Source organism: Devosia sp. RR2S18, assembly GCF_030177755.1.
Lineage (GTDB): Bacteria > Pseudomonadota > Alphaproteobacteria > Rhizobiales > Devosiaceae > Devosia > Devosia rhizosphaerae.
On the sequence record NZ_CP126539.1, the window covers coordinates 3896960 to 3917271 of the forward strand.

The following is a 20312-nucleotide window of genomic DNA, read 5'->3' on the forward strand; positions in this document are numbered from 1 at the left end:
TAAAACCTGAACAGTCACGTCACCTTATGTTGACTTCTTTTAGAATGGTTATAAGGTACATAGACGATCTCGGTTGGCCTAGTCCGTTCCACCGGCGCCGAATGTCCCAGAAAGGCTAGATGTGAGACTTACCCGTCAATCCAATTACGCCATCCGAACTCTGGTCTATTGCGCAGTCAACGAGCCAGGGCTGAGCCGTGTGGGCGACATCGCCAAGGCCTACAACATCTCTGAACTGTTCTTGTTCAAGCTTATCAAACCACTGGTTGAGAATGGGCTGCTCCAGACGGTGCGTGGCCGCCATGGTGGCATCCGCCTGGGCAAGAAGGCCGAAGACATTACCTTGTTTGACACCATTCGCTTGACCGAAGAAAACTTCGCGCTTGCGGAGTGCTTCGAGGACGGCGCGGATTGCCCTCTAATCGGGGAATGTGATCTCAACGGCGCGCTACGCGAGGCGCTGGGAGCGTTTTTTGAAGTGCTGCAGCGGCATACCATCGCCGATCTCGCCCACAAGAAGCGGTCTATACGCGAGCGGCTAGGTCTCACGACCGCCGAAGTGGTCATGGAGCCGGCACACTAGCTGCTAGCTCTGAAAGTCAGAAGCCGTCCCTCGGGGCGGCTTTTTTGTGCCGAACGCCAAACATGACTTTGACAATCAAGATAACGTATGATTTGGTACAGCTACCAAGTGACCACCGGTTGCTGCCGTAATGACGGGGCTTGCTGCTACCGTCTCCCCGGGCTGGTCAGGGTCCTCAACGCCCTGACCAGCCTTTTGGCGATCGATTGATCTCAACTCGCCGCTGTGCTCTATCCGCCCGATGGCCGCCGCACCCCTGCTTTCGCTTCAAGACATCAACCTGACGTTCGGCGGCACGACGCTCCTGAACGGCGCTGACCTCATCGTATCGCCCGGACAACGCATTGCGTTGGTGGGCCGCAATGGATCGGGCAAGTCCACCCTGCTCAAGATCGCGGCGGGCGATGTGGCCCGTGATAGCGGCATCCGTTTTGTCGAACCCGGCGCCACGCTCCGTTACCTGCCTCAGGAGCCTGACCTTTCTGCGTATGCGACGACGCTCGATTATGTGGAGGCGGGTTTAGGCCCCAGCGATGACCCCTACCGGGCACAATATCTGCTAAGTTCGCTTGGCCTTACCGGCGCCGAGCACCCGCAGACCCTCTCGGGCGGCGAAGGACGACGTGCTGCGCTGGCGCGTGTTCTGGCGCCCAGGCCCGATATTTTGCTGTTGGATGAGCCGACCAACCACCTCGACCTTCCCGTGATCGAGTGGCTGCAGGAGGAGCTGAACTCCCTGCGCTCCGCCATGGTGCTGATCAGCCACGATCGAAGATTCCTCTCGGATCTGACGCGAGCCACCGTCTGGCTTGATCGCGGAGTCACGCGGCGATTGGACCAGGGCTTCGGCTCGTTTGAAGGTTGGCGCGACCAGGTGCTGGAACAGGAGGAGCTCGACCGGCATAAGCTCGACCGGCAGATCGTGCGGGAAGAGCACTGGCTGCGCTATGGCGTCACAGCGCGACGGAAGCGGAACGTCGGACGACTTGAACGCTTGAGTGGCTTGCGGCAGGAGCGGCGGGAGCAGCGCCGCACCACTGGGCTGGTCAATATGCAGGTCGCTGAGGGCCGCACCTCCGGCGCATTGGTGGCCGAAGCCGAGAATATCAGCAAGGCGTATGGCGAGCGGACCATCGTTGCGGAGTTCTCGACCCGCGTGCTGCGAGGGGACCGCGTGGGGATTGTGGGGCCTAATGGTGCGGGCAAGACTACGCTTATAAACATGCTGACTGGGCAGCTTCAGCCCGATACGGGGACAATAAAGCTTGGGTCGGCCCTCGAGTTGGCGATGCTCGACCAGGGCCGAGCGAAGCTGCACCCCGAAACGCGCCTCAAGGATGCCTTGACGGGTGGTGGCAGCGACACGCTGCAGATCAACGGCCAGCCCAAGCATGTGGTGGGCTATATGAAAGACTTCCTGTTCACGCCCGAACAGGCAAATACCCCAATTGGGAAGCTATCAGGTGGCGAGCGGGCGCGCGTTGCATTGGCCCGCGCCCTTTCCCTGCCGTCTAACTTCCTGGTGCTAGACGAGCCCACCAACGATCTCGACCTTGAGACGCTCGATCTGCTCGAGGAAATGGTATCGGATTATGCCGGTACGGTCATCGTGGTCAGCCACGATCGTGACTTTCTTGATCGTGTGGCCACCTCCATCATCATGGCTGAAGGCGAAGGCCGCTGGACGGAATACGCCGGCGGGTATTCCGACATGGTCGCGCAGCGCGGCGCCGGCGTTTCTGCCCGCCCTGCGGCTAAAACAGAGGCAAAGTCGGCTAAAACCGCGAACACCACCAGCATTCCGCCGCAAGCAAACGCCGCCAAGCGCAAGCTTTCCTTCAAGGAGAAACATGCACTTGACAGCCTTCCTAAGGAGATCGACCGGCTGGAAGGTGAGATAAAGGCGCTCACTGCGGCGCTTACCGACCCCAACCTTTATAGCCGCGACCCCAATGGCTTCGCCAGCAAGTCCAAAGCGCTTACCGAGGCGGAGGCGAAACGCTCGGCCGCCGAGGAGCAGTGGCTTGAGTTGGAAATGCTGCGAGAGGAACTCGAAGGTTAGCCGGAGCTAGTCCTTCCACTGGAACTGAGGCTGCGCCAAATAGCGAAGCCCCTCGGCTTCGCCCGCGATGCGCCGCAACAGCAATGTCCCCAGCTGCCGGCCCGCTTCAGTGAAGTCCTCGTAGACGGTTTCGGCGCCGGTCTCGAACTGCGCGAAAACCGGCGAAGACTGCTTGGTTACCACATGCGCGGTTTGCCCGACGACAAAACCTGCCTCGCTTAGGCCGCCAATGATGGCGAGAGCCGATACCTCCGAGGCGCCAATATATCCATCTGGAGGGTCGGGGCGTTTGGCCCGCTTGGCCACATAGGTTCTGATCGCGTCGCTGGGACTGCCCAGGTTCACGTCGGCTGCGAACTCGTACCCGACTCCCGCCTCGCCAGCGGCACGGGCTATGCCGGTCTTGAGGTGCTGCGTATAGGTCAACGCGCTATCGGGCAGCACAATGGATACCCGCCGACAGCCCTGCTCCACCAAGCGCTTTACGGCACCATAAGCATAGGCCTCATTATCATAGTCGACGCTGGGGTGCGCTTCGGGCCAGAGCGTGCGCCCATGGCTGACAAAAGGAAAATCGTTGTCGATCAGAAAGCGGATGCGCTCGTCGAAGCTCTCCGCCTTCGAGAAGATCACCCCATCGGCCATGCGATTGCGCACGATGTGACGGATAGGGTCAAGCGGTAGCACATTCCGGAACAAGGGTGCGATCACGAGATGATAGGGCGTGTCGCGCATGGCCTCTGTCAGGCCGGTGACTAGCGACGTGCCGAACCCATAGATCTGCTCGTCCGGCTCAAGTACCAATGAAATTACATTGGTGCGGCCCGTCTTGAGGCGCAGCGCCGCACGGTCGGGTAAATAGCCGATCTCCGCCGCAATCTTCTGCACGCGGTCGCGGGTTTCCTGCGCCAGTTCGGGCGCATTATTGAGGGCACGGGAAATGGTCGTGACCGCATAGCCCGTCATTTGCGCAATCGTTTTCAGCGTGGGCTTGCCGGATGGCTTCACTCCCCGCTTGCCCTTGCTGGCAGCGGGCAGTTGGTCTTGAGACACTGTGAATTTCCCCTCGGATTCCGCTTTTTGCGGATTTTTATCTTCAAGGGTCGACATCATCAGATTGTCGGGCACAGTTCAAGCAGAACGCACGTGGCGCTCCCGTCCAAGCCTTCGAATGCAGCATTAACAATGCGGCATCAGACCAAAGTAGGACAGGTTTTTTCCGCTGATCGCCAGCATTGAGGCGCGCTCCCTCTAGCTTTGTGCTGCAAACGGGCTTAGGTTTGCCCATGCTTCGGCATGATGTCGAGGCGCGTCGTCAACCCGCAGGAAAGGAATGAAGATGACCTCATCGAATGCCTTCACTATCCATGCCGGTTGTTCGCACGTAGTACGCCGCCTGCAAGCCGCCAAACGTTGGCAACGGGTCTGTCTCGTCAAACGAATGTGACCAGCGTCACACCATCGTCTCACAGAACAGATAGACCCCGCGTCGACGGCAGGAGGTGTCAGCTGTACAGCTCACCATCTGTTGCCGTTCCGATGCGCAAGTGGAGCATCCACCCATGCAGGAAAGCAGTCTCAGCAAGGCAACCGCCTTAAGACCCATTGTTATCGAAGTTGGCGGAGAGCCGCAGGGCGTTGTTGTGCCGCAGGATGGTGGCTATCGCTTCGTAGCTGTCAAGTTGCCGGCTTTTGCTGTCGACGGACAGCAGTTCGAGACGGTGCAGCAGGCGCATCTTGCCGTCTCGCAGGCAGTACGAGGAGCCGGCGCAGCATAGTCGGCGTCGGTTGGTTCGCGCTAAAGAGACCGGCTAGTCAGTCGTCATTGGTGGCGTTGAGTTCCTGAGGGCGCTTGCCCTCTGCGGGAGGGGCGCCCGATACGCTGGTGCTGTCAATCGCGTCCTCGATAGCATCGGCAAGTGCCGCAGTGTCGATGCGGGTAGCGCCCTTCTGGGCCTGCCGGTCGAGCTCGGCAGAAATCACGTCTTCGATGATTTCGCGGCGGCTACCGCCTATGGCCGGGTCAAGTCTTGCCATCAGTTCGTATCCCTCTTCATGATCCGCGTCGCAACGGCCGGTCGACCCGGAGGCGATCGGCTACAAGAGGTTCCAACGCACAATGAGCGGTCCGGTTCAATTCGTGTTGGCTATCGAGTGCAGGGCCATAACGAAGGTGGCAATCCCGATCGCGACCGAGCCCGAATTGTCGATGACGACCGGGGTCACGCCAGCTGGCACGGGTGCACTTTCTCGCGCCAATCGGGAAGAAATCTGGTCCGGGTTCTCCCTACCCCTCCGCCGCAGCCGTGCTGCACGTTCCGAGATTTCCGCTGAGATCAGCACCACCACGCTATGGGGATATTTCGCCCGGGCCGTGCTGATCACGTGGCGGGAAACGTTGGCGACCACGATGCGGCCGAGCGCCAGATCGGTATCCACGCTGATAGGCAAGGCATAGCGCAGATTGTGTGCATCCCATGACAGGGCAAAACGACCGCTAGCTTGCATGGCGGAGAACGTCACCGGATCGATACTGTCGTGATCCTCAAGCTCGGCGTCGGCCGGTCGGGTGACAATCCGCCGGACGAATGTGAAGCGGCTGTCGCTGCCGAGCGCTTCGCGGGCGCCATTGATCAAGGTGTCCTTGCCAACGCCGGAAGGACCGACAACGAGAACCAGGACACCCAGAGGCCGTATCTTTCTCACCCTACCCGCCGGCCCTCACGCCACACACCGCGTACCACCGGCAAGCCGCCGATCACCGAAATTCGCACGAGGTCGGCACGCTTGCCCACGGCAATTTCACCACGATCAGCAAGTCCAACGGCGGCGGCGGGATTGCGGGTGACCATGGCCAAGGCCGAAGCCAAGTCCAGCCCGTCTGCTTGGCTTGGCAGCATGAAGGCGGCCTGAAGCAGGGCAAAGGGGACGTAGTCCGAACTTAGGATTTGCAACAGTTGCTCCCGAACCAGATCGATCGCGGATACATTGCCGGTATGGGAACCGCCTCGCACGACATTGGGCGCACCCATGAGGATCGCCAGACCCGCATCATGCGCCGCAGCGGCCGCTTCCAGCGTGGTGGGAAATTCGGCGATCGTCACCCCATCGGCAACCGCCTCTTCCACATGCGCGATGGTCGTGTCGTCGTGGCTGGCGATGGCGATGCCCAGTTCATGAGCGAGGCGGACTATAGCAGCCCGGTTCTTGGCCGAATAGCGTTCGTGCTCCGACTGCCGGTCGGCCAGGTAGCGCTCGCGTTCCTCGGCCGTACGGCCCATCTTGTCCTTCCAGAAGCGCGAATAGTCCTCTAACGAGCGAAACTGCCGCTGCCCGGGCGTATGGTCCATGACCGAAGCGAGATGCGTCGCCTCGTGCGGCGCGAACGTCTCAAATTGGTCAAGCACATCATGGGCCGGCAGTTCGCAACGCAGATGGAGGAAGTGCTCGGCTCGCAGCCAGCCCTGGCTTCGCCCGTCTGCGATTGCCCCCACCAGGCGCTCCACATGCTCGCCCATCTGTGGCATGTCGTCGTCCGAGCCGATCCGCACGGCATCGAAAACAGTGGTGATACCGGAACTAGCGATCTGCGCGTCATGGGCGTGCAGCGCAGCCATTGGATTCCAGAATACGCCTGGACGGGGTCGGTAGTGGTTTTCCAGGTGGTCGGTGTGGAGCTCGACGAGTCCTGGAATCAGAAAATCTCCCTCCAGGTCCTCGCCGCCTCCGCCGACACCCGGATCGATGCTGGCAATCAGCCCGCCGCGCGTCGATAGCCCACCACTCACCACCTCGTCGGCGAGCACCAGCTTCGCGTTACAAAAGGCGATGCCGCTCATTGTGCCAGCGTCCTTAGGGGAAAGTCAGCAACCCGCCGGAAAGATTTGCCCGTGTCGGGCTCATGATAGAGCGCCAGCCTATCTAGCACCACCGGCTCGTCCAGAACGGGGCCAAACCAGGTCTGCGCTGCCGACAGTAGATCTGCCGCATCGGCATCGGACAGACGATCGCTCAAGGTCATATGAAAGCGGAAATCTTCGAACACATAGGGATAGCCATAGCCATCAAGTAGTTCTTCCTGGCGGGGGGTCAATCCACTGGCCAGCCTCGCCGCCCGGTTCTTTACCGACAATGGCGCGCGGAAAGGCTCAAATGCCTCTACCACGTGCGCAGCAAAATCCTGCAAGGCTTCGTTCTCATCTGCAACCAGCGCCAGGAAGCCGCCCATTTGCGCGAGGCGCAGCGTTCCCAGAGCAATAGAATTGTGCTCGGCACTGAAGGTGGTCAAAGCCTCACGCAACTCCGTCTCGGTTGTCCCCGCGGCAAGCGCCATAGGCGCCTTCAGAGTCGCATGAAAGCCGTAGCGGCTGGCCGACTGGGTAAGGTCAAGCAGTCGATTGCGATCCACACCCGCCACGGTGCCACTGAGGAATTCCCCAGTCCGGGCATCACGCCCCAGCCACGTCGAAGCTCGCTCCCAAAGGGCGCCAGTCGCGGAAGGGGCGTAGTAGATTGCAAATCGTTCAGCCATGGGAACTCCTGATACTGTCGCTAAAGAGCTTTCGTGTCTCTGGTTTGACAGCAGAGCCGCGCCCATGCTCGCTACAGGCGGCGAACACGAATCGCAAGGGTGGGAGGCTCCTTTGGACCGCGGACTGCTAGAGCAGATGTTTCGAGGCGCAGTTGCTCAGGCGCAACCATCACTAGCCGTGCGAAATAATCTACCTACTGTTCCCAAAGGCCGCACCGTTGTGATCGGCGCGGGCAAGGCATCCGCCCAGATGGCGAAGGCTCTTGAAGAGGCCTGGCCGGGTCCCCTCACCGGCTTGGTGGTCACCCGCTACGGCTACGCGGAGGCCTGCGAGCAGATCGAAATCGTCGAGGCGGCCCATCCCGTTCCTGACCAAGCGGGTTTTTTGGCTGCGCGGCGGATATGGGAAATGGTGTCGGGGCTCAGTCCTGACGATCTGGTCATTGCCCTGATCTCGGGAGGCGGGTCAGCCCTGCTGCCTGCACCGGCAATGGGGCTCAGCCTGGACGACGAACAGGCGATCAATCGCGCTTTATTGTCGTCCGGCGCTCCGATCGGGGTGATGAATCTCATCCGTAACCAGTTCTCCACGATCAAGGGCGGACGGTTGGCGGCGCAGTGCGCGCCTGCCCAAGTTGCAACATTGGTGGTGTCCGACGTGCCGGGGGACGATCCTGCAATCGTGGCATCGGGCCCGACCATTCCAAGCGCCAACAGCCGTGAGTTGGCGCGAAAATACGCCACCCTCTATGATCTAGATCTGCCGCCTGTTGCACAAAAACTGCTGGCGGGCACGGATAATCTCGCGCCAGATCCGTGCGATCCGGTGTTTGCTCGCCACACTGTTCGCACCATCGCTTCGGCATCTCTTTCGCTAGATGCGGCGGCGGCACACGCCCGCAAGCACGGCATGGAAGCCGCCATTCTTTCGGACTCCATTGAAGGCGAAGCACGGGACGTTGCACAGGTGCATGCTGCGCTGGCGCGCGAGGTGGCCTTGCGCAGCCGACCGTTCAACAAGCCGGTGGTGATGCTCTCCGGCGGGGAAACAACCGTCACGTTGCGGGGCAAGGGCCGTGGCGGCCGCAACGCCGAGTTCCTTCTGGCCTTCGCCATTGCAATAGACGGGTTCGAGGGGATCTCGGCACTAGCAGCAGACACAGATGGGATCGACGGTTCGGAAGATAATGCTGGCGCCTTTGCGGACGGCACCACGGCCACTCGCCTCCGCAAGGCGGGGATCGATCCCCTTGCCGCACTTGCCAACAATGACGCCTATTCGGCCTTTGATGCTCTGGGTGACCTTCTCGTCACCAAGCCGACTGGGACGAATGTGAATGACTTCCGCGCCATTATCGTGCGCTAAGGTAAAGTCATACTTTTAGCTTGGCAGGCAGTGCCAGGCTCTGCTCTATAGCGGCGCAAATGGAGGAGCGAGGCCATGGCCAAACGCAAAATCGCCGTTATCGGCGTGGGCAAGATCGCGCAAGATCAGCATCTGCCGGTCATCGACAAGTCGGACGACTTCGAGCTGGCGGCCACGGTGTCGACCCGCGGGTTGGGTCACGGTGACAAGCCAGTCTTCAAGACACCGGCCGAGCTCTATGCAGCCATGCCCGAGATTTCTTTGGTCTCGATCTGCACGCCGCCAAATGTGCGCCATCAATATGTCCGCGAGGCGCTCGACGCCGGCAAGGACGTGATGATGGAGAAGCCCCCCACCACTACCATTTCCGAACTGGATGACCTTATCGCGCATGCGCGGCGGCTGGACCGGGTGCTGTTCCAGACTTGGCACAGTCAATACAATGCTGCGGTCGACCGTGCGCGGGACATGGTCGCCAAGGATGGTGTCAAATCCGTGCGCATTGACTGGCGCGAGAGCGTCCGCAAATGGCACCCCGGTCAGGACTGGGTTTGGGAGCCCGGGGGGTTCGGTGTCTGTGATCCAGGCATCAACGCCCTTTCGATCTTCACCAAGGTCATGCCCTTCCCGGTGTTTGTCCAAGAGAGCACGTTGACTTTTCCCGCCAATCGGCAGACGCCAATTGACGTTCAGATCACGTTCAAGTCTGGCCAACTGCATCGGCCCGAGATGAGTGCCGGGTTCAATTGGCTCGAGGAAAGCGGTGAAATCTGGACGATCCGCTTTGAGACCGGCACCGGCGACGAATTGAAGTTGGAGAAAGGCGGCACGGTTCTTCGCGTCAACGGCGAAGTAGTGCTGGAGAACCCCTCCGAGGAATACGAGCGCATCTATGAGCGCTTCGCGGCGCTCCTTGACGCGCACCAGAGCGACGTCGACGCTGCGCCCCTCCGGCTGATGTCGGATGTCTTTCTCATGGGCGCTCGCGTCAACGGGCCCGACTTCGAGTGGTGAGATAGTTTGGGCCGCAATGCCTCGGTGCGGCCCATCCCTTGATTATCGACCAGCGTCGCTTAGTGTTCTCAGATCATCCTCGCTTAGCTTCAGCCGGACACCCTTGGCGAGACTCTTGACCTGCTCGACCGACGTCGCCGAGGCGATGGGTGCTGTGACGCCCGATTGTGCAACCAGCCAGGCGAGCGACACTTCAGCCGGCGTTGCGTCATTTGCTGCGGCAACCTGATCGAGGGCTGACAGTATCTTTTCGCCCTTGGCATCGAGGTATTTTTCGACTCCCCCGCCGCGTCGCGATTTCTCCAGGTCCGCTTTGGAGCGGTACTTCCCCGTGAGAAAGCCAGAGGCTAGGCTGTAGTAGACGATGGCGCCCATCTCGCTTTCTGCGGCCGCTTGCTGCAGTTCGCCTTCCCACTCACTCCGGTCATAGAGGTTGTAGCGGGGCTGCAGCACCTCATAACGCGGCAACGTCTTGTGGATGGAAATCTCGTGCGCCTCGCGCACCATCTGCGGCGTATAGTTGGAGGCGCCGACCACCCGCACGCGCCCTGACCGCACGAGCGGGTCATAGGCGCCGAGAGTCTCCTCATGCGAGGCCTCCGGATCAGGCCAATGGCTGAAATAAAGTTCGACATAGTCGGTCTGCAGCCGCTCCAGCGACTTCTCGAAGGAGGTGGCTATGTTCTCAGGTTTGAGTCCGCCTGACTTGTTCCCGGAATTAACCTTGGTGAAGACGTGCACCTTGTCGCGATTGCCGCGCGCCTTCATCCATTTGCCGATGATGGTTTCGCTCATACCAGGCGGGTTTCCCGGCACCCAGTTGGGATAACCCTCGGCCGTATCGATGGCGGAAAATCCCATGTCAACGAAGGCGTCCAGAATCTCGAAGCCGGTTCGTTCGTCAACAGTCCAGCCAAAGACGTTGCCGCCCAGCACCAACGGTTCGATGACAAGTTCACTGCGTCCAAGCGGGCGACGGTCCATAATAGCTCTCCATTGAGGGTGAACTCACTGAACGCTCGGCGCGCCTGTCGGTTCGTCTGCATCCTCAATGACCGGTGAGACGCGCGGCGCGCACCAAGTTAGCGCGCTGTTGATAGCGTAGAGCGAACCGGCAAGGCTCACCGGGTTTGTCGGCGGCTGGGTGCCGGTTTCCGGCTGCAGGTACACGAATGTCCCCTGCTTGAGCCGCTCGAGAAGCCATTCGGTTCCGTCCACAATCTGTGCGCCGTAGGGCGCGTCACTGGCGACCGTCTCGACCGTGCGGTTTTCTCGATCGATGGTCAGCAGCCATTCGCCGACATCTCCTTCGAGACGGCTGGTATGGATATGAATACCGGTCGAATAATCATCCTCGCACCGCACCGCCAGGCAGGCGAAACTCTCGGGAGTCGATCCCGGTGCGCACCCCAGCGAGGCACGGTCGCCCTCCCCAGGCAAAGGCGAATAATGCCAGCCCGCCTCTTGGGCTATGGCCGGCAGGCTGAAGAATACTGAAAAGAGGAGAACCGGAATGGGACGCAGGAGCTTCATTCTGTCATGGAGCACCGGGCAACCGCTCCGGTCAAGCGAACTGATCTTGGAAAAACCGTCCAATCCTGTGGAGGCGCCTCAGAAGTGTCACATGATTGACCAAATGGTCAAACTCCCCCATTGCGCTCCCGCAGATTCTGGGGTTTTGTGTGGCCCAAGCCCCCGGCCGGCAAACCGGGCGGCGTAAAACACTACTCGGGAGACATCATCGATGGCATTCAAAAAAGGCCTCCTGACTGCGACGGCGCTCGTCGCATTCACAGCAGGGGCAGCACAAGCCCAGACACTCGTTTATTGTTCTGAAGGATCCCCGGAAGGGTTCGATCCCGCACCCTACACCGCAGGTACGACGTTCGATGCTTCATCGCGCGCTCTCTACAACCGCCTCGTGCAGTTCACCCCCGGCACCACCCAGACCGAGCCCGGCCTGGCCGAGAGCTGGGATGTTTCCGAGGACGGCCTCGAATACACCTTCCACCTGCGCCCCGGCGTGAAGTTCCACAGCACCGACTATTTCACCCCCACCCGTGACCTCAACGCCGACGACGTAATCTTCTCGTTCGAGCGGCAGTGGCAGGAAGACCACCCGTGGTATGCCTACTCACCGGGCATCACCTGGGAGTACTTCAACTCCATGTCCATGGGCGACCTGATCTCCTCGATCGAGAAGGTTGACGATCTGACGGTCAAGTTCGTGCTCAACCGTCCCGAAGCGCCGTTCGTCGCCAACATGGCTATGGATTTCGCTTCCATCCTGTCGGCTGAATATGCGGCTCAACTGGAGGAAGCAGGCACTCTGGACCAGCTCAATCAGCAGCCCATCGGCACCGGCCCGTTCGAGTTCGTGAACTACCAGCAGGACGCGGTCATCCGTTACGCGGCTAACCAGGATTACTGGGAAGACGTTCCGGAGATTGAAAACCTCGTTTTCGCCATCACCGTTGACCCTGCTGTCCGTGCGCAGCGCCTGCAGGCCGGCGAATGCCAGGTCATGCCCTACCCGAACCCGGCTGATCTGCCGACGCTCCAGAATGATCCGAACCTCACCGTGATGGAGCAGGAAGGCCTCAACGTCGGCTATCTCGCCTACAACACGCAGCAGGAGCCGTTTGATAATCCTGAAGTTCGTCGGGCGCTGAACATGGCTATCGACAAGCAGGCCATCATCGACGCGGTCTTTGAAGGTTCGGGCTCCATTGCCAAGAACCCGATCCCACCCAGCATGTGGGGCTATAACGACGACATTGAGGATTACGAGTACGATCCGGAAGCCGCACGCCAGCTGCTGGCCGATGCCGGAGTCGAGGATCTCTCGATGAAGGTGTGGGCGATGCCCGTGTCGCGCCCCTACAATCCTGATGCGCGTCGCATGGCCGAGCTGATCCAGGCCGACTTCTCCGAGGTGGGCGTCGATGTCGAGATCGTCTCCATGGAATGGGCCGAATATCTCGCCCAGTCTTCTGCTGTAGACCGCGATGGTGCGGTGTTGCTCGGCTGGACCGGCGACAATGGTGACCCGGACAACTTCCTTGCCGTGCTGCTGGGTTGCGATGCTGTGGGCAGCGCCAACCGTGCCCAGTGGTGCAATGAGGAGTTCGAGGCCCTGATCCAGGAAGCCAAGACCACCACTGACCAGGAAGAGCGCGCTGAGCTCTATCGCCAGGCTCAGGTGATCTTCAAGGACCAGGCTCCTTGGGCCACCATCGCGCACTCGGTCGTCTTCATGCCCATGACCAACGAGGTCCAGGGCTATGTTATGGACCCCAAGGGCGGTCATTCCTTCGAAGACGTAACCCTCGCCGAGTAAGTACTCGCGTGTTATTGGCGGGCGCCTTGGGACCCAAGTCCCTTGGCGCCCCTAATTTATTGGCGATCACATGATCCGTTTCCTTCTCCAGCGCCTCCTGCTGATCATCCCGACCTTCATCGGGATCACCATCATTGCCTTCGCGTTCGTGCGAATCCTGCCCGGCGATCCCGTGCTATTGATAGCCGGCGAGCGCGGCGTTACGCCCGAGCGTTACCAGATGCTCATGCAGCAGTTCGGCTATGACCAACCGATCTGGCGGCAATACTTCGACTACTTGTTCGGTATTTTCCAAGGCGATTTCGGCACCTCGATCTCTACCAAGCGTCCGGTCGTCAATGACTTCCTGGCCCTCTTCCCGGCTACGGTCGAGCTTTCTTTCTTTGCCATTATATTTGCCGTCAGCCTCGGTATTCCGGCAGGCATTATCGCTGCAGTGCGCCGCGGGTCTTGGTATGATCAGACGCTGATGGGCACGGCGCTTGTGGGCTATTCCATGCCGATCTTTTGGCTGGGCCTGCTGCTCATAATTCTGTTCTCTGGCATTTTGGGTTGGACCCCGGTCTCGGGGCGTATTGACCTGTTCTATTTCTTCCCGGCTGTCACCGGCTTCATGACGATCGACGCCTTGATCTCGGGTCAGGACGGCGCCTTTGTCTCGGCGCTCCGCCACCTCATCCTGCCAGCGGTGACGCTTGGTACCATTCCTCTTGCGGTTATCGCTCGCCAGACGCGTTCGGCCATGCTGGAGGTTCTGGGCGATGACTATGTGCGCACCGCCCGAGCCAAAGGCTTGTCGCCCCGCCAAGTGGTGGGCGTTCACGCGCTGCGCAATGCGCTGATCCCCGTGATCACCACAATCGGTCTCCAAGTCGGGGTCATGATGGCCGGCGCCATTCTCACCGAAACAATCTTCTCTTGGCCCGGCATCGGCAAGTGGATGATCGACGCGATCTCGCGCCGTGACTATCCCGTCGTGCAGGCGGGCCTGCTGCTGATCGCGTTGATCGTGATGGCAGTCAATCTCATCGTCGATGTGCTCTACGGGCTCATCAATCCCCGTATCCGGCATCAGTAGGAGGTGAGCTTGACCGACACTGCCGTCCCCTCCGCTCCCGAAGCCAGCCGCGCCGCCCAGCTGCGCGAGTTCTGGTATTATTTCTCCGTCAACAAAGGCGCCGTCATTGGCCTCGTTGTCTTCATCCTTTTGGTGGTGACAGCGCTTCTAGCTCCATGGGTTGCACCCCATTCACCAACTCAACAGTTCCGTGACGCGCTTTTGGTACCGCCCGCGTGGCTCGAAGGGGGGCGTTCCGCATTCCTCCTGGGAACTGATGCCGTGGGGCGTGACATCCTTTCACGGCTCATTCACGGCGCGCGTTATTCGCTCCTAATCGGCGCCGTCGTTGTCACGATCGCACTGACATTCGGGATCATATTTGGTTTGGTCGCTGGCTATGCCCGAGGCTGGGTCGATGTCGTACTGATGCGTATCATGGACTTGATCCTCGCCTTCCCATCCTTGCTGTTGGCGCTGGTCCTGGTTGCTATTTTGGGCCCAGGCCTCATCAACATGATGATCGCCATCGCACTGGTGCTCCAGCCGCACTTCGTGCGCTTGACCCGCTCGGCGGTGCTGGGTGAACTCAACAAGGACTATGTGACCTCCGCCCGCGTTGCGGGCGCAGGGCACATGCGTCTTATGTTCAAAACCATTTTGCCCAATTGCCTTGCACCACTCATCGTGCAGGCGACGCTGAGTTTTTCGAGTGCCATTCTCGATGCGGCAGCGCTTGGTTTCCTGGGCCTCGGCGCTCAGCCGCCAACCCCCGAATGGGGCACCATGCTGGCCGAAGCTCGCCAGTTCATTCTGCGCGCGTGGTGGGTAGTGACTTTCCCGGGTCTCGCAATTCTCATCACTGTCCTGGCGATCAATCTCGTGGGCGACGGGTTGCGCGATGCACTTGATCCCAAGCTCAAGAGGAGCTGACCCATGGCCCTGCTTGAAATCAAAAATCTAACCGTCGCTTTCGACACGTCGGTCGGCCTGTTCAAAGCCGTTGATGGCATCGACGTAGCGGTAGATCCTCGCGAAGTTCTCGCCATTGTGGGCGAGTCCGGCTCTGGCAAGTCCGTGGCCATGCTGGCTGTTATGGGGCTACTGCCCAACACCGCCACTGTGACGGCCGACCGGATGACCTTCGAGGGTCGCGACCTTCTCACCATGCCGGTGCAGGAAAAGCGCAAGATCATCGGCAAGGACATCGCCATGATCTTTCAGGAGCCGATCGCCAGCCTTAATCCCTGTTTCACCGTAGGCTTCCAAATTCAGGAAGTGCTCGAGCGGCATATGGGTCTCAAGGGCCGGGCGGCACGCGACCGTGCGATTGAACTGCTGCAACTGGTCGGCATCCGAGACGGCGCGGAGCGCCTGGGCGCCTTCCCGCACCAGATGTCGGGCGGCCAGTGCCAGCGCGTGATGATCGCCATGGCGATCGCCTGCAATCCCAAGCTCCTGATCGCCGACGAGCCGACCACCGCTCTCGACGTCACCATTCAGAAGCAAATCCTTGACCTGTTGGTCGGTCTACAGGCCGAGCATGGCATGGCTCTCATCATGATCACCCACGACATGGGCGTGGTGGCGGAAACTGCCGATCGCGTGATCGTCCAATACAAGGGACACAAGATGGAAGAGGCGGACGTCCTCTCGCTCTTCGAAAACCCCAAGTCCAACTATACCAGGGCCCTGCTCTCGGCTCTTCCTGAAAACGCCGTAGGTGACCGACTTCCGACCGTCGCGGACTACGATTTTGAAGCGGAGGTCGGCCGATGAGCACTCCGGTTCTCGAAGTCCGCAATCTCAGGCGGGACTATGTGACCTCGGGCGGACTCTTCCGCCCAGCTAAGGTCGTTCATGCCGTGAAAGGGGTGAACTTCACGCTGGAAAAGGGCAAGACGCTCGCCGTGGTGGGTGAGAGCGGCTGCGGCAAATCCACCCTCGCCCGCATGATTACCCTTATTGACCCGCCGACTTCGGGCGACATCCTGATCGACGGCAAGAAGGTGGAAGCCAAGCACGGGGTAACCCGCGAAATGCGCCAGAAGGTGCAGATCGTCTTCCAAAATCCGTACGGGTCCCTGAACCCGCGTCAGAAGATCGGCGAGGTGCTTGCCGAACCGCTTTTGCTCAACACCGACATGGCCATCGCCGAACGACGCGACCGCGCCCTACAGATGCTGATCAAGGTTGGGCTCGGTCCCGAGCATTTCAATCGCTATCCGCACATGTTCTCGGGCGGCCAGCGCCAGCGCATCGCTATTGCTCGGGCGCTCATGCTCAATCCGAGCTTTCTCGTGCTCGACGAGCCGGTTTCTGCCCTCGACCTTTCGGTGCAGGCGCAGATCCTCAATCTTCTTAAAGATCTGCAGGACGAGTTCAGCCTCACCTACGTCTTCATCAGCCATGATCTCAGCGTGGTCCGCTACACCGCGGACGAAGTGATGGTCATGTATTTCGGTGACGTGGTGGAGCACGGCTCGCGCGACCAGGTCTTCGGAGCGCCGCAGCACGACTACACCAAGACGCTTTTTGCTGCGACACCGCGCGCCGATGTCGACAGCATCCGGGCGCGGCTCGCCCGAAAGGCAGCTCTCGCGTCCTAGCGCGAGAGCTCCATCCGTCGACCCAGGCTGGCTGAATCCATCAGCGCATCGATGAGCCGATGCACTTCGAGCGCCGTCTGGCCGTTCGAGAGCGGCTGCCGATCGTTGCGGATCGCTTCGACGAAGTCGGCAATTTGGCTGGCGTGCCAGTCAAAGGGGAAGGCCATGGGGTCGGCGCCGCCGCCCCCCTCGCTCGCCTCTCCTTCGATTATTGTCTCGCCCTCCATCGTCCGCACGGTGAGATTGCCGGCGGTGAGAGTTGCGGACGCCTCTTCGAAGTTTAGGGTAAGGCTCTCGGGGCCGCCGGGGAAGTTCGCCGTGGTCGCCATCAGAGCGCCCACCGCGCCATTGCTGAATTCCAGCCCTGCTGAAACGAAATCCTCCGTCTCCATCTGATGCAGCCGCGTGGTCTTGGCCATGGCAGTCACTGCTTCGACGGGACCGCAGAGGCTAAGCATCAGATCGAGTGAGTGAATGGCTTGGGTGATCAGCACACCACCCCCATCCTGGGCGAGGGTACCGCGTCCGGGCTGGTCGTAGTAACCGTGCTGGGGACGCCACCATGGCACCACCAGATGAACCGCCTCTAGGGCACCGTAGCGCTCCTCGGCCACCGCCTCCGCGAGATAACGCGACGCTCGTCGGAAGCGGTGCTGAAAGATGATGCCAAGTTTGACACCATGCTGTTCACAACATGCGACAATCCGTTGTGCCGCGTCGAATGTCCGCTCCACCGGTTTTTCCATCAGCACATGCTTGCCAGCCCTTGCCGCTGCAGCAACGATGTCCTCGCGGGCATTGGGCGTGGTGAGCACCAGAATGGCTTCGACGCGAGGGTTGGCCAGAAGCGCCTCATAGCCCTCAGCAGCGGGGAATCCGTAAAGCTCGCAGAAGCTCAAAAGCTCCGCGCGATTGCGCCGGTACACGCCTACCACCTCAATGCTGTCACTCAGCGATTGCAGCGCCAGTGCGTGCGGCTTGGCACCCATGCCGGCGCCGATAACTCCCAAGCCGAGACGTCTGCCGTTCATCCGAACCTCCCAATTTGTTCCTTGGCAGCTCAATACGACGTCAGGACGCCTGCCGCCACCTCTGGCTGCGGAGAAAAACTTCAAGCTCGTCGAGGCATAGCGGCTTGGCGAAGGCATAGCCCTGGAGCACATCGCACCCGAGATCCCGCAGAATGGCGGCGTGTGCCATGGTCTCGACGCCCTCGGCGACAATCTTAATGTCCATCGATTTGCCGATCTCGACGATCGAAGCGAGGAGCCGGCGCTGCGCCTTGTCCGATACGATCGGTTCGACAAGCTGCCGATCGATCTTTAATCGTGCTGGACGCAGCTTCTGCAAGGCGACTATCGATGTGTAGCCAGTGCCGAAATCGTCGATCTCGATGTCGATCCCAAGTTCCTTGATCCGGTCAATGTTCCAGGCGACGGCTGCGTCTCCCTCATCGAGGTAGATGGATTCCACAAGTTCGAACGCGATGCGACCTCTGGCAATCTGCAGTTCTTCCAGTCCCGAGATGAGATCCTCCTCACTAATCCGCTTCAGGGACACGTTGACGGAGGCGCGAGGTACTGAGAGCCCCTTCATGTCCAGGCGATCCAAGGCCAAGAGCGCTTGGTCGAGGATCACGCGGTCGATGGTGGTGACCACGTTGAGCTCTTCAGCCACGGGAAGGAACGTGTCCGGCGTCTTGATGCCGTCGGTAGGATGGACCCAGCGTGCCAAAGCTTCGATGCCGACCACATCTAGCGTGCGGGCATCAAACTGGGGCTGGTAGAAAGCCGTGAACTCGTCGCGTTCGAGGCCCTTTAAAATGTCGTCGGCGATGCGCTTGCTTTGAACCACCTCGGCTTGGAGCGCTTCGGAGAAAAACTCATATCGATTGCGACCGCGACCCTTGGCTCGATAGAGGGCAATATCAGCGTTCATCAACAGGCGCTGTACATCGAGCTGTTCGCCACTTTCGACAGCGATTCCGACACTAACGCCAAAACGGCATTCGTGAGTTTCATAGGGAACGGGCTTGCGCATCTCCTTGACGATCCGGTGGGCCAATTCGCTTAAGCGCGTCTCGCCTTCGGCAGCGGTCGAGAGCACGATAAACTCATCGCCGCCGACCCGCGCCACGAAGTCGTCCGGCCCACTCTTATCCCGCAGGATACGGCTGGCGTGCACCAACATGGCATCGCCTGCCGCGTGGCCCAGCGTATCATTGATCTGCTTGAATCGGTCGAGATCCAAATGCAGCAGCGCAATGCTTCCTGTCCCGCAATAGCCTTCGTCTGCATGTCGCCGCAGCATGTCGTCCAAATAGCGTCGGTTTGGCAGCCCGGTGAGGCTGTCGTGCAGGGCGTTGTGTTCGATGCGGTCTCGAGCCGCCTCCAGGTCCTTATTGCGCGCATCCGCCTGGGCCTTGGCGCGCTTGAGCTCGGCATTGAGCATGACGTCGGCCGTCACGTCCCAGTTGACGCCGACAATCTTGGGCTGGCCAGTGCTGTCGGTATAGATTGCGCCAATGGAGCGGATGTGCCGGATGGCGCCATCGGGATGTAGCGAACGAAAATCGGAGCGGTAGGTGCCTGTGCGTTTTCCCTCAACAAAGTCGAGCTCCGCCTGAGGGCGATCTTCCGGGTGAAGTGCGTTCTCCCAGTCGGCAATGTGGCGTTTCCCGCCCATCGGTGGCAGTCCATAGAGTTGGTCCATCCGCTCGTCCCACACCAGCTCGTCAGTGACCAAGTTCATCTCCCAGATACCCACTTTAGAGGTATCGAGAGCCAGTTCGAGCCGATGCGAAAGCGCCAATAACTCCCGCTCGCGTTGCTTCAGCAGCCGAAAATTGGATTGTCGTTCGGTGACGAGACGTGTTGCCACAAGCACCGGCAAGAGAATGAGAAGACCCGCAACCAGCATGATTATCCGCATGGGCCAGCTGCCCTGATCGGTCCAGCCGCTCTGGGGCGCTCCCGAAATCTCCCAAGCCCCCGACGGCAGCAAAATCTCCGCCGTCACGGGGTCGGCTCCGCTTAGATCCGCGCCAAAGAAGGGCACTCCCGTGTTGGAACTGTTGTTTGCCTTGGTGATCGCAACATTGATGTCCAGAGCAGGATCGAAGAGCCCGCTGTCTTCGTAGAGACGGTGGAGGTCGACAACAGCAGAGACCACACCCCAGAACCGCCGGCCTTGCGGAGTACTGTAGAATACCGGAAAGCGCCCGATGAAACCCTGTCCACCTTGCACGAGGTCTATTGGCCCTGCGAGCACCAGCTGACCAGTATCGCGGGCGAGCATCACCTCGTCCCGTTGAGCAAGGTTCTTGCGGTAGTCTAACCCCAGGACTTTCTCATTTCCTGCAAGGGGATAGGTCATGTTGACGACAAGGCCAGGTGCGGCGGCGATGGAGCGCAACTGGCTCTGCTCATTGAACAATTGCTCGGCGAGCTGGGAGAAGCGCTGCTGGTTCATCTCCGGTTCGGTCGCAATTGCGGCGACCAGGCCGCGCACCAGCTGGATGTTGGCGTTGATGTTGCCTTCGAGCTTGGCGCGGAGCAGCGAGACTTCGGCCAAGACTTCGTTGCGGTGCCGCTCCTCGTTGATCGTAGCGCTTTGATGATCAAGGAAAAAAAAGCCCGCCAGCAGTATGGCGAAGGCCAGCAGGGCGGGCACGAGAACTGGCCGAAGCCAGGCGAGACGGTGTTCGAGCGGTTGGGCAGCTTTGGTCGTCACAGTCTTCTTATTCCCACT

General features: G+C 60.2%; 19 protein-coding genes. 10 read left to right on the forward strand and 9 right to left on the reverse strand.

Translation table 11 applies throughout. From position 1 onward, the window contains the following. Window positions 1-121 precede the first annotated feature (121 nt). Window positions 122-583 (forward strand): iron-responsive transcriptional regulator RirA, encoded by a 462-nt coding sequence (gene rirA, locus QOV41_RS19310; protein WP_284578603.1) that lies wholly within the window; start codon window positions 122-124, stop codon window positions 581-583. A gap of 241 nt (window positions 584-824) precedes the next feature. Further along, window positions 825-2645, forward strand: a complete 1821-nt coding sequence (locus QOV41_RS19315; protein ID WP_284578604.1) for an ABC-F family ATP-binding cassette domain-containing protein — start codon at window positions 825-827, stop codon at window positions 2643-2645. 6 nt (window positions 2646-2651) lie between these two features. Here QOV41_RS19315 and QOV41_RS19320 read toward each other — a convergent pair whose 3' ends face one another. After that, complete coding sequence (locus QOV41_RS19320; protein WP_284578605.1) at window positions 2652-3698, reverse strand: LacI family transcriptional regulator; 1047 nt, start codon at window positions 3696-3698, stop codon at window positions 2652-2654. A 509-nt stretch (window positions 3699-4207) separates the two neighbouring features. On the opposite strand from QOV41_RS19320, the gene QOV41_RS19325 reads away from it, so the two are divergent. Beyond that, entirely contained in the window at window positions 4208-4423 is a 216-nt protein-coding gene (locus QOV41_RS19325; protein WP_284578606.1) for a hypothetical protein, read from the forward strand. A gap of 37 nt (window positions 4424-4460) precedes the next feature. Here the strand turns inward: QOV41_RS19325 and QOV41_RS19330 are convergent, their stop codons facing one another. The 4 genes from QOV41_RS19330 to QOV41_RS19345 all read right to left on the reverse strand — a co-directional run bounded on the left by QOV41_RS19330 (window position 4461) and on the right by QOV41_RS19345 (window position 7176). After that, window positions 4461-4682: a hypothetical protein gene (locus QOV41_RS19330; RefSeq protein ID WP_284578608.1), complete on the reverse strand. Its 222-nt coding sequence runs from the start codon at window positions 4680-4682 to the stop codon at window positions 4461-4463. Window positions 4683-4778: 96 nt separating this feature from the next. Continuing rightward, window positions 4779-5351, reverse strand: a complete 573-nt coding sequence (gene phnN / locus QOV41_RS19335; RefSeq protein WP_284578609.1) for a phosphonate metabolism protein/1,5-bisphosphokinase (PRPP-forming) PhnN — start codon at window positions 5349-5351, stop codon at window positions 4779-4781. Continuing rightward, window positions 5348-6484 carry an alpha-D-ribose 1-methylphosphonate 5-triphosphate diphosphatase gene (locus QOV41_RS19340; RefSeq protein ID WP_284578610.1) on the reverse strand — a complete coding sequence of 379 codons (1137 nt, stop codon included), beginning with the start codon at window positions 6482-6484 and terminating at the stop codon, window positions 5348-5350. Before QOV41_RS19340 ends, phnN begins: the two co-directional genes overlap by 4 nt. Beyond that, on the reverse strand, window positions 6481-7176 hold the full coding sequence (locus QOV41_RS19345) for a DUF1045 domain-containing protein (protein ID WP_284578611.1): 696 nt from the start codon (window positions 7174-7176) through the stop codon (window positions 6481-6483). Before QOV41_RS19345 ends, QOV41_RS19340 begins: the two co-directional genes overlap by 4 nt. A 136-nt stretch (window positions 7177-7312) precedes the next feature. On the opposite strand from QOV41_RS19345, the gene QOV41_RS19350 reads away from it, so the two are divergent. Next, the gene (locus QOV41_RS19350; protein WP_284581386.1) at window positions 7313-8542 is read left to right on the forward strand and encodes a glycerate kinase type-2 family protein; all 1230 of its coding nucleotides are present in this window, start codon (window positions 7313-7315) and stop codon (window positions 8540-8542) included. 75 nt (window positions 8543-8617) lie between these two features. Then, entirely contained in the window at window positions 8618-9556 is a 939-nt protein-coding gene (locus QOV41_RS19355; protein ID WP_284578612.1) for a Gfo/Idh/MocA family protein, read from the forward strand. A 42-nt stretch (window positions 9557-9598) separates the two neighbouring features. Here the strand turns inward: QOV41_RS19355 and QOV41_RS19360 are convergent, their stop codons facing one another. After that, the gene (locus QOV41_RS19360; RefSeq protein WP_284578613.1) at window positions 9599-10540 is read right to left on the reverse strand and encodes an aldo/keto reductase; all 942 of its coding nucleotides are present in this window, start codon (window positions 10538-10540) and stop codon (window positions 9599-9601) included. Between the two features lie 24 nt (window positions 10541-10564). Next, window positions 10565-11104: a hypothetical protein gene (locus tag QOV41_RS19365; RefSeq protein WP_284578614.1), complete on the reverse strand. Its 540-nt coding sequence runs from the start codon at window positions 11102-11104 to the stop codon at window positions 10565-10567. 196 nt (window positions 11105-11300) lie between these two features. On the opposite strand from QOV41_RS19365, the gene QOV41_RS19370 reads away from it, so the two are divergent. The 5 genes from QOV41_RS19370 (at window position 11301) to QOV41_RS19390 (ending at window position 16562) form a co-directional block, all read left to right on the forward strand. Further along, on the forward strand, window positions 11301-12896 hold the full coding sequence (locus tag QOV41_RS19370) for an ABC transporter substrate-binding protein (protein WP_284578615.1): 1596 nt from the start codon (window positions 11301-11303) through the stop codon (window positions 12894-12896). A 70-nt stretch (window positions 12897-12966) separates the two neighbouring features. Further along, window positions 12967-13974 carry an ABC transporter permease subunit gene (locus QOV41_RS19375; RefSeq protein WP_284578616.1) on the forward strand — a complete coding sequence of 336 codons (1008 nt, stop codon included), beginning with the start codon at window positions 12967-12969 and terminating at the stop codon, window positions 13972-13974. A gap of 9 nt (window positions 13975-13983) precedes the next feature. Beyond that, a complete protein-coding gene (locus QOV41_RS19380) occupies window positions 13984-14886 on the forward strand; it encodes an ABC transporter permease subunit (protein WP_284578617.1) in 903 nt (300 codons plus the stop codon). A 3-nt stretch (window positions 14887-14889) separates the two neighbouring features. Then, window positions 14890-15732, forward strand: coding sequence for an ABC transporter ATP-binding protein (locus tag QOV41_RS19385; RefSeq protein ID WP_284578618.1), 843 nt, complete (start codon window positions 14890-14892; stop codon window positions 15730-15732). Beyond that, window positions 15729-16562, forward strand: coding sequence for a dipeptide ABC transporter ATP-binding protein (locus tag QOV41_RS19390; protein ID WP_284578619.1), 834 nt, complete (start codon window positions 15729-15731; stop codon window positions 16560-16562). Before QOV41_RS19385 ends, QOV41_RS19390 begins: the two co-directional genes overlap by 4 nt. Here QOV41_RS19390 and QOV41_RS19395 read toward each other — a convergent pair. Both QOV41_RS19395 and QOV41_RS19400 read right to left on the reverse strand, forming a co-directional pair. Beyond that, window positions 16559-17593 (reverse strand): Gfo/Idh/MocA family protein, encoded by a 1035-nt coding sequence (locus QOV41_RS19395; RefSeq protein ID WP_284578620.1) that lies wholly within the window; start codon window positions 17591-17593, stop codon window positions 16559-16561. The genes QOV41_RS19390 and QOV41_RS19395 overlap by 4 nt on opposite strands. A 40-nt stretch (window positions 17594-17633) precedes the next feature. Beyond that, window positions 17634-20294 carry a bifunctional diguanylate cyclase/phosphodiesterase gene (locus QOV41_RS19400; protein WP_284578621.1) on the reverse strand — a complete coding sequence of 887 codons (2661 nt, stop codon included), beginning with the start codon at window positions 20292-20294 and terminating at the stop codon, window positions 17634-17636. Window positions 20295-20312 lie beyond the last annotated feature (18 nt).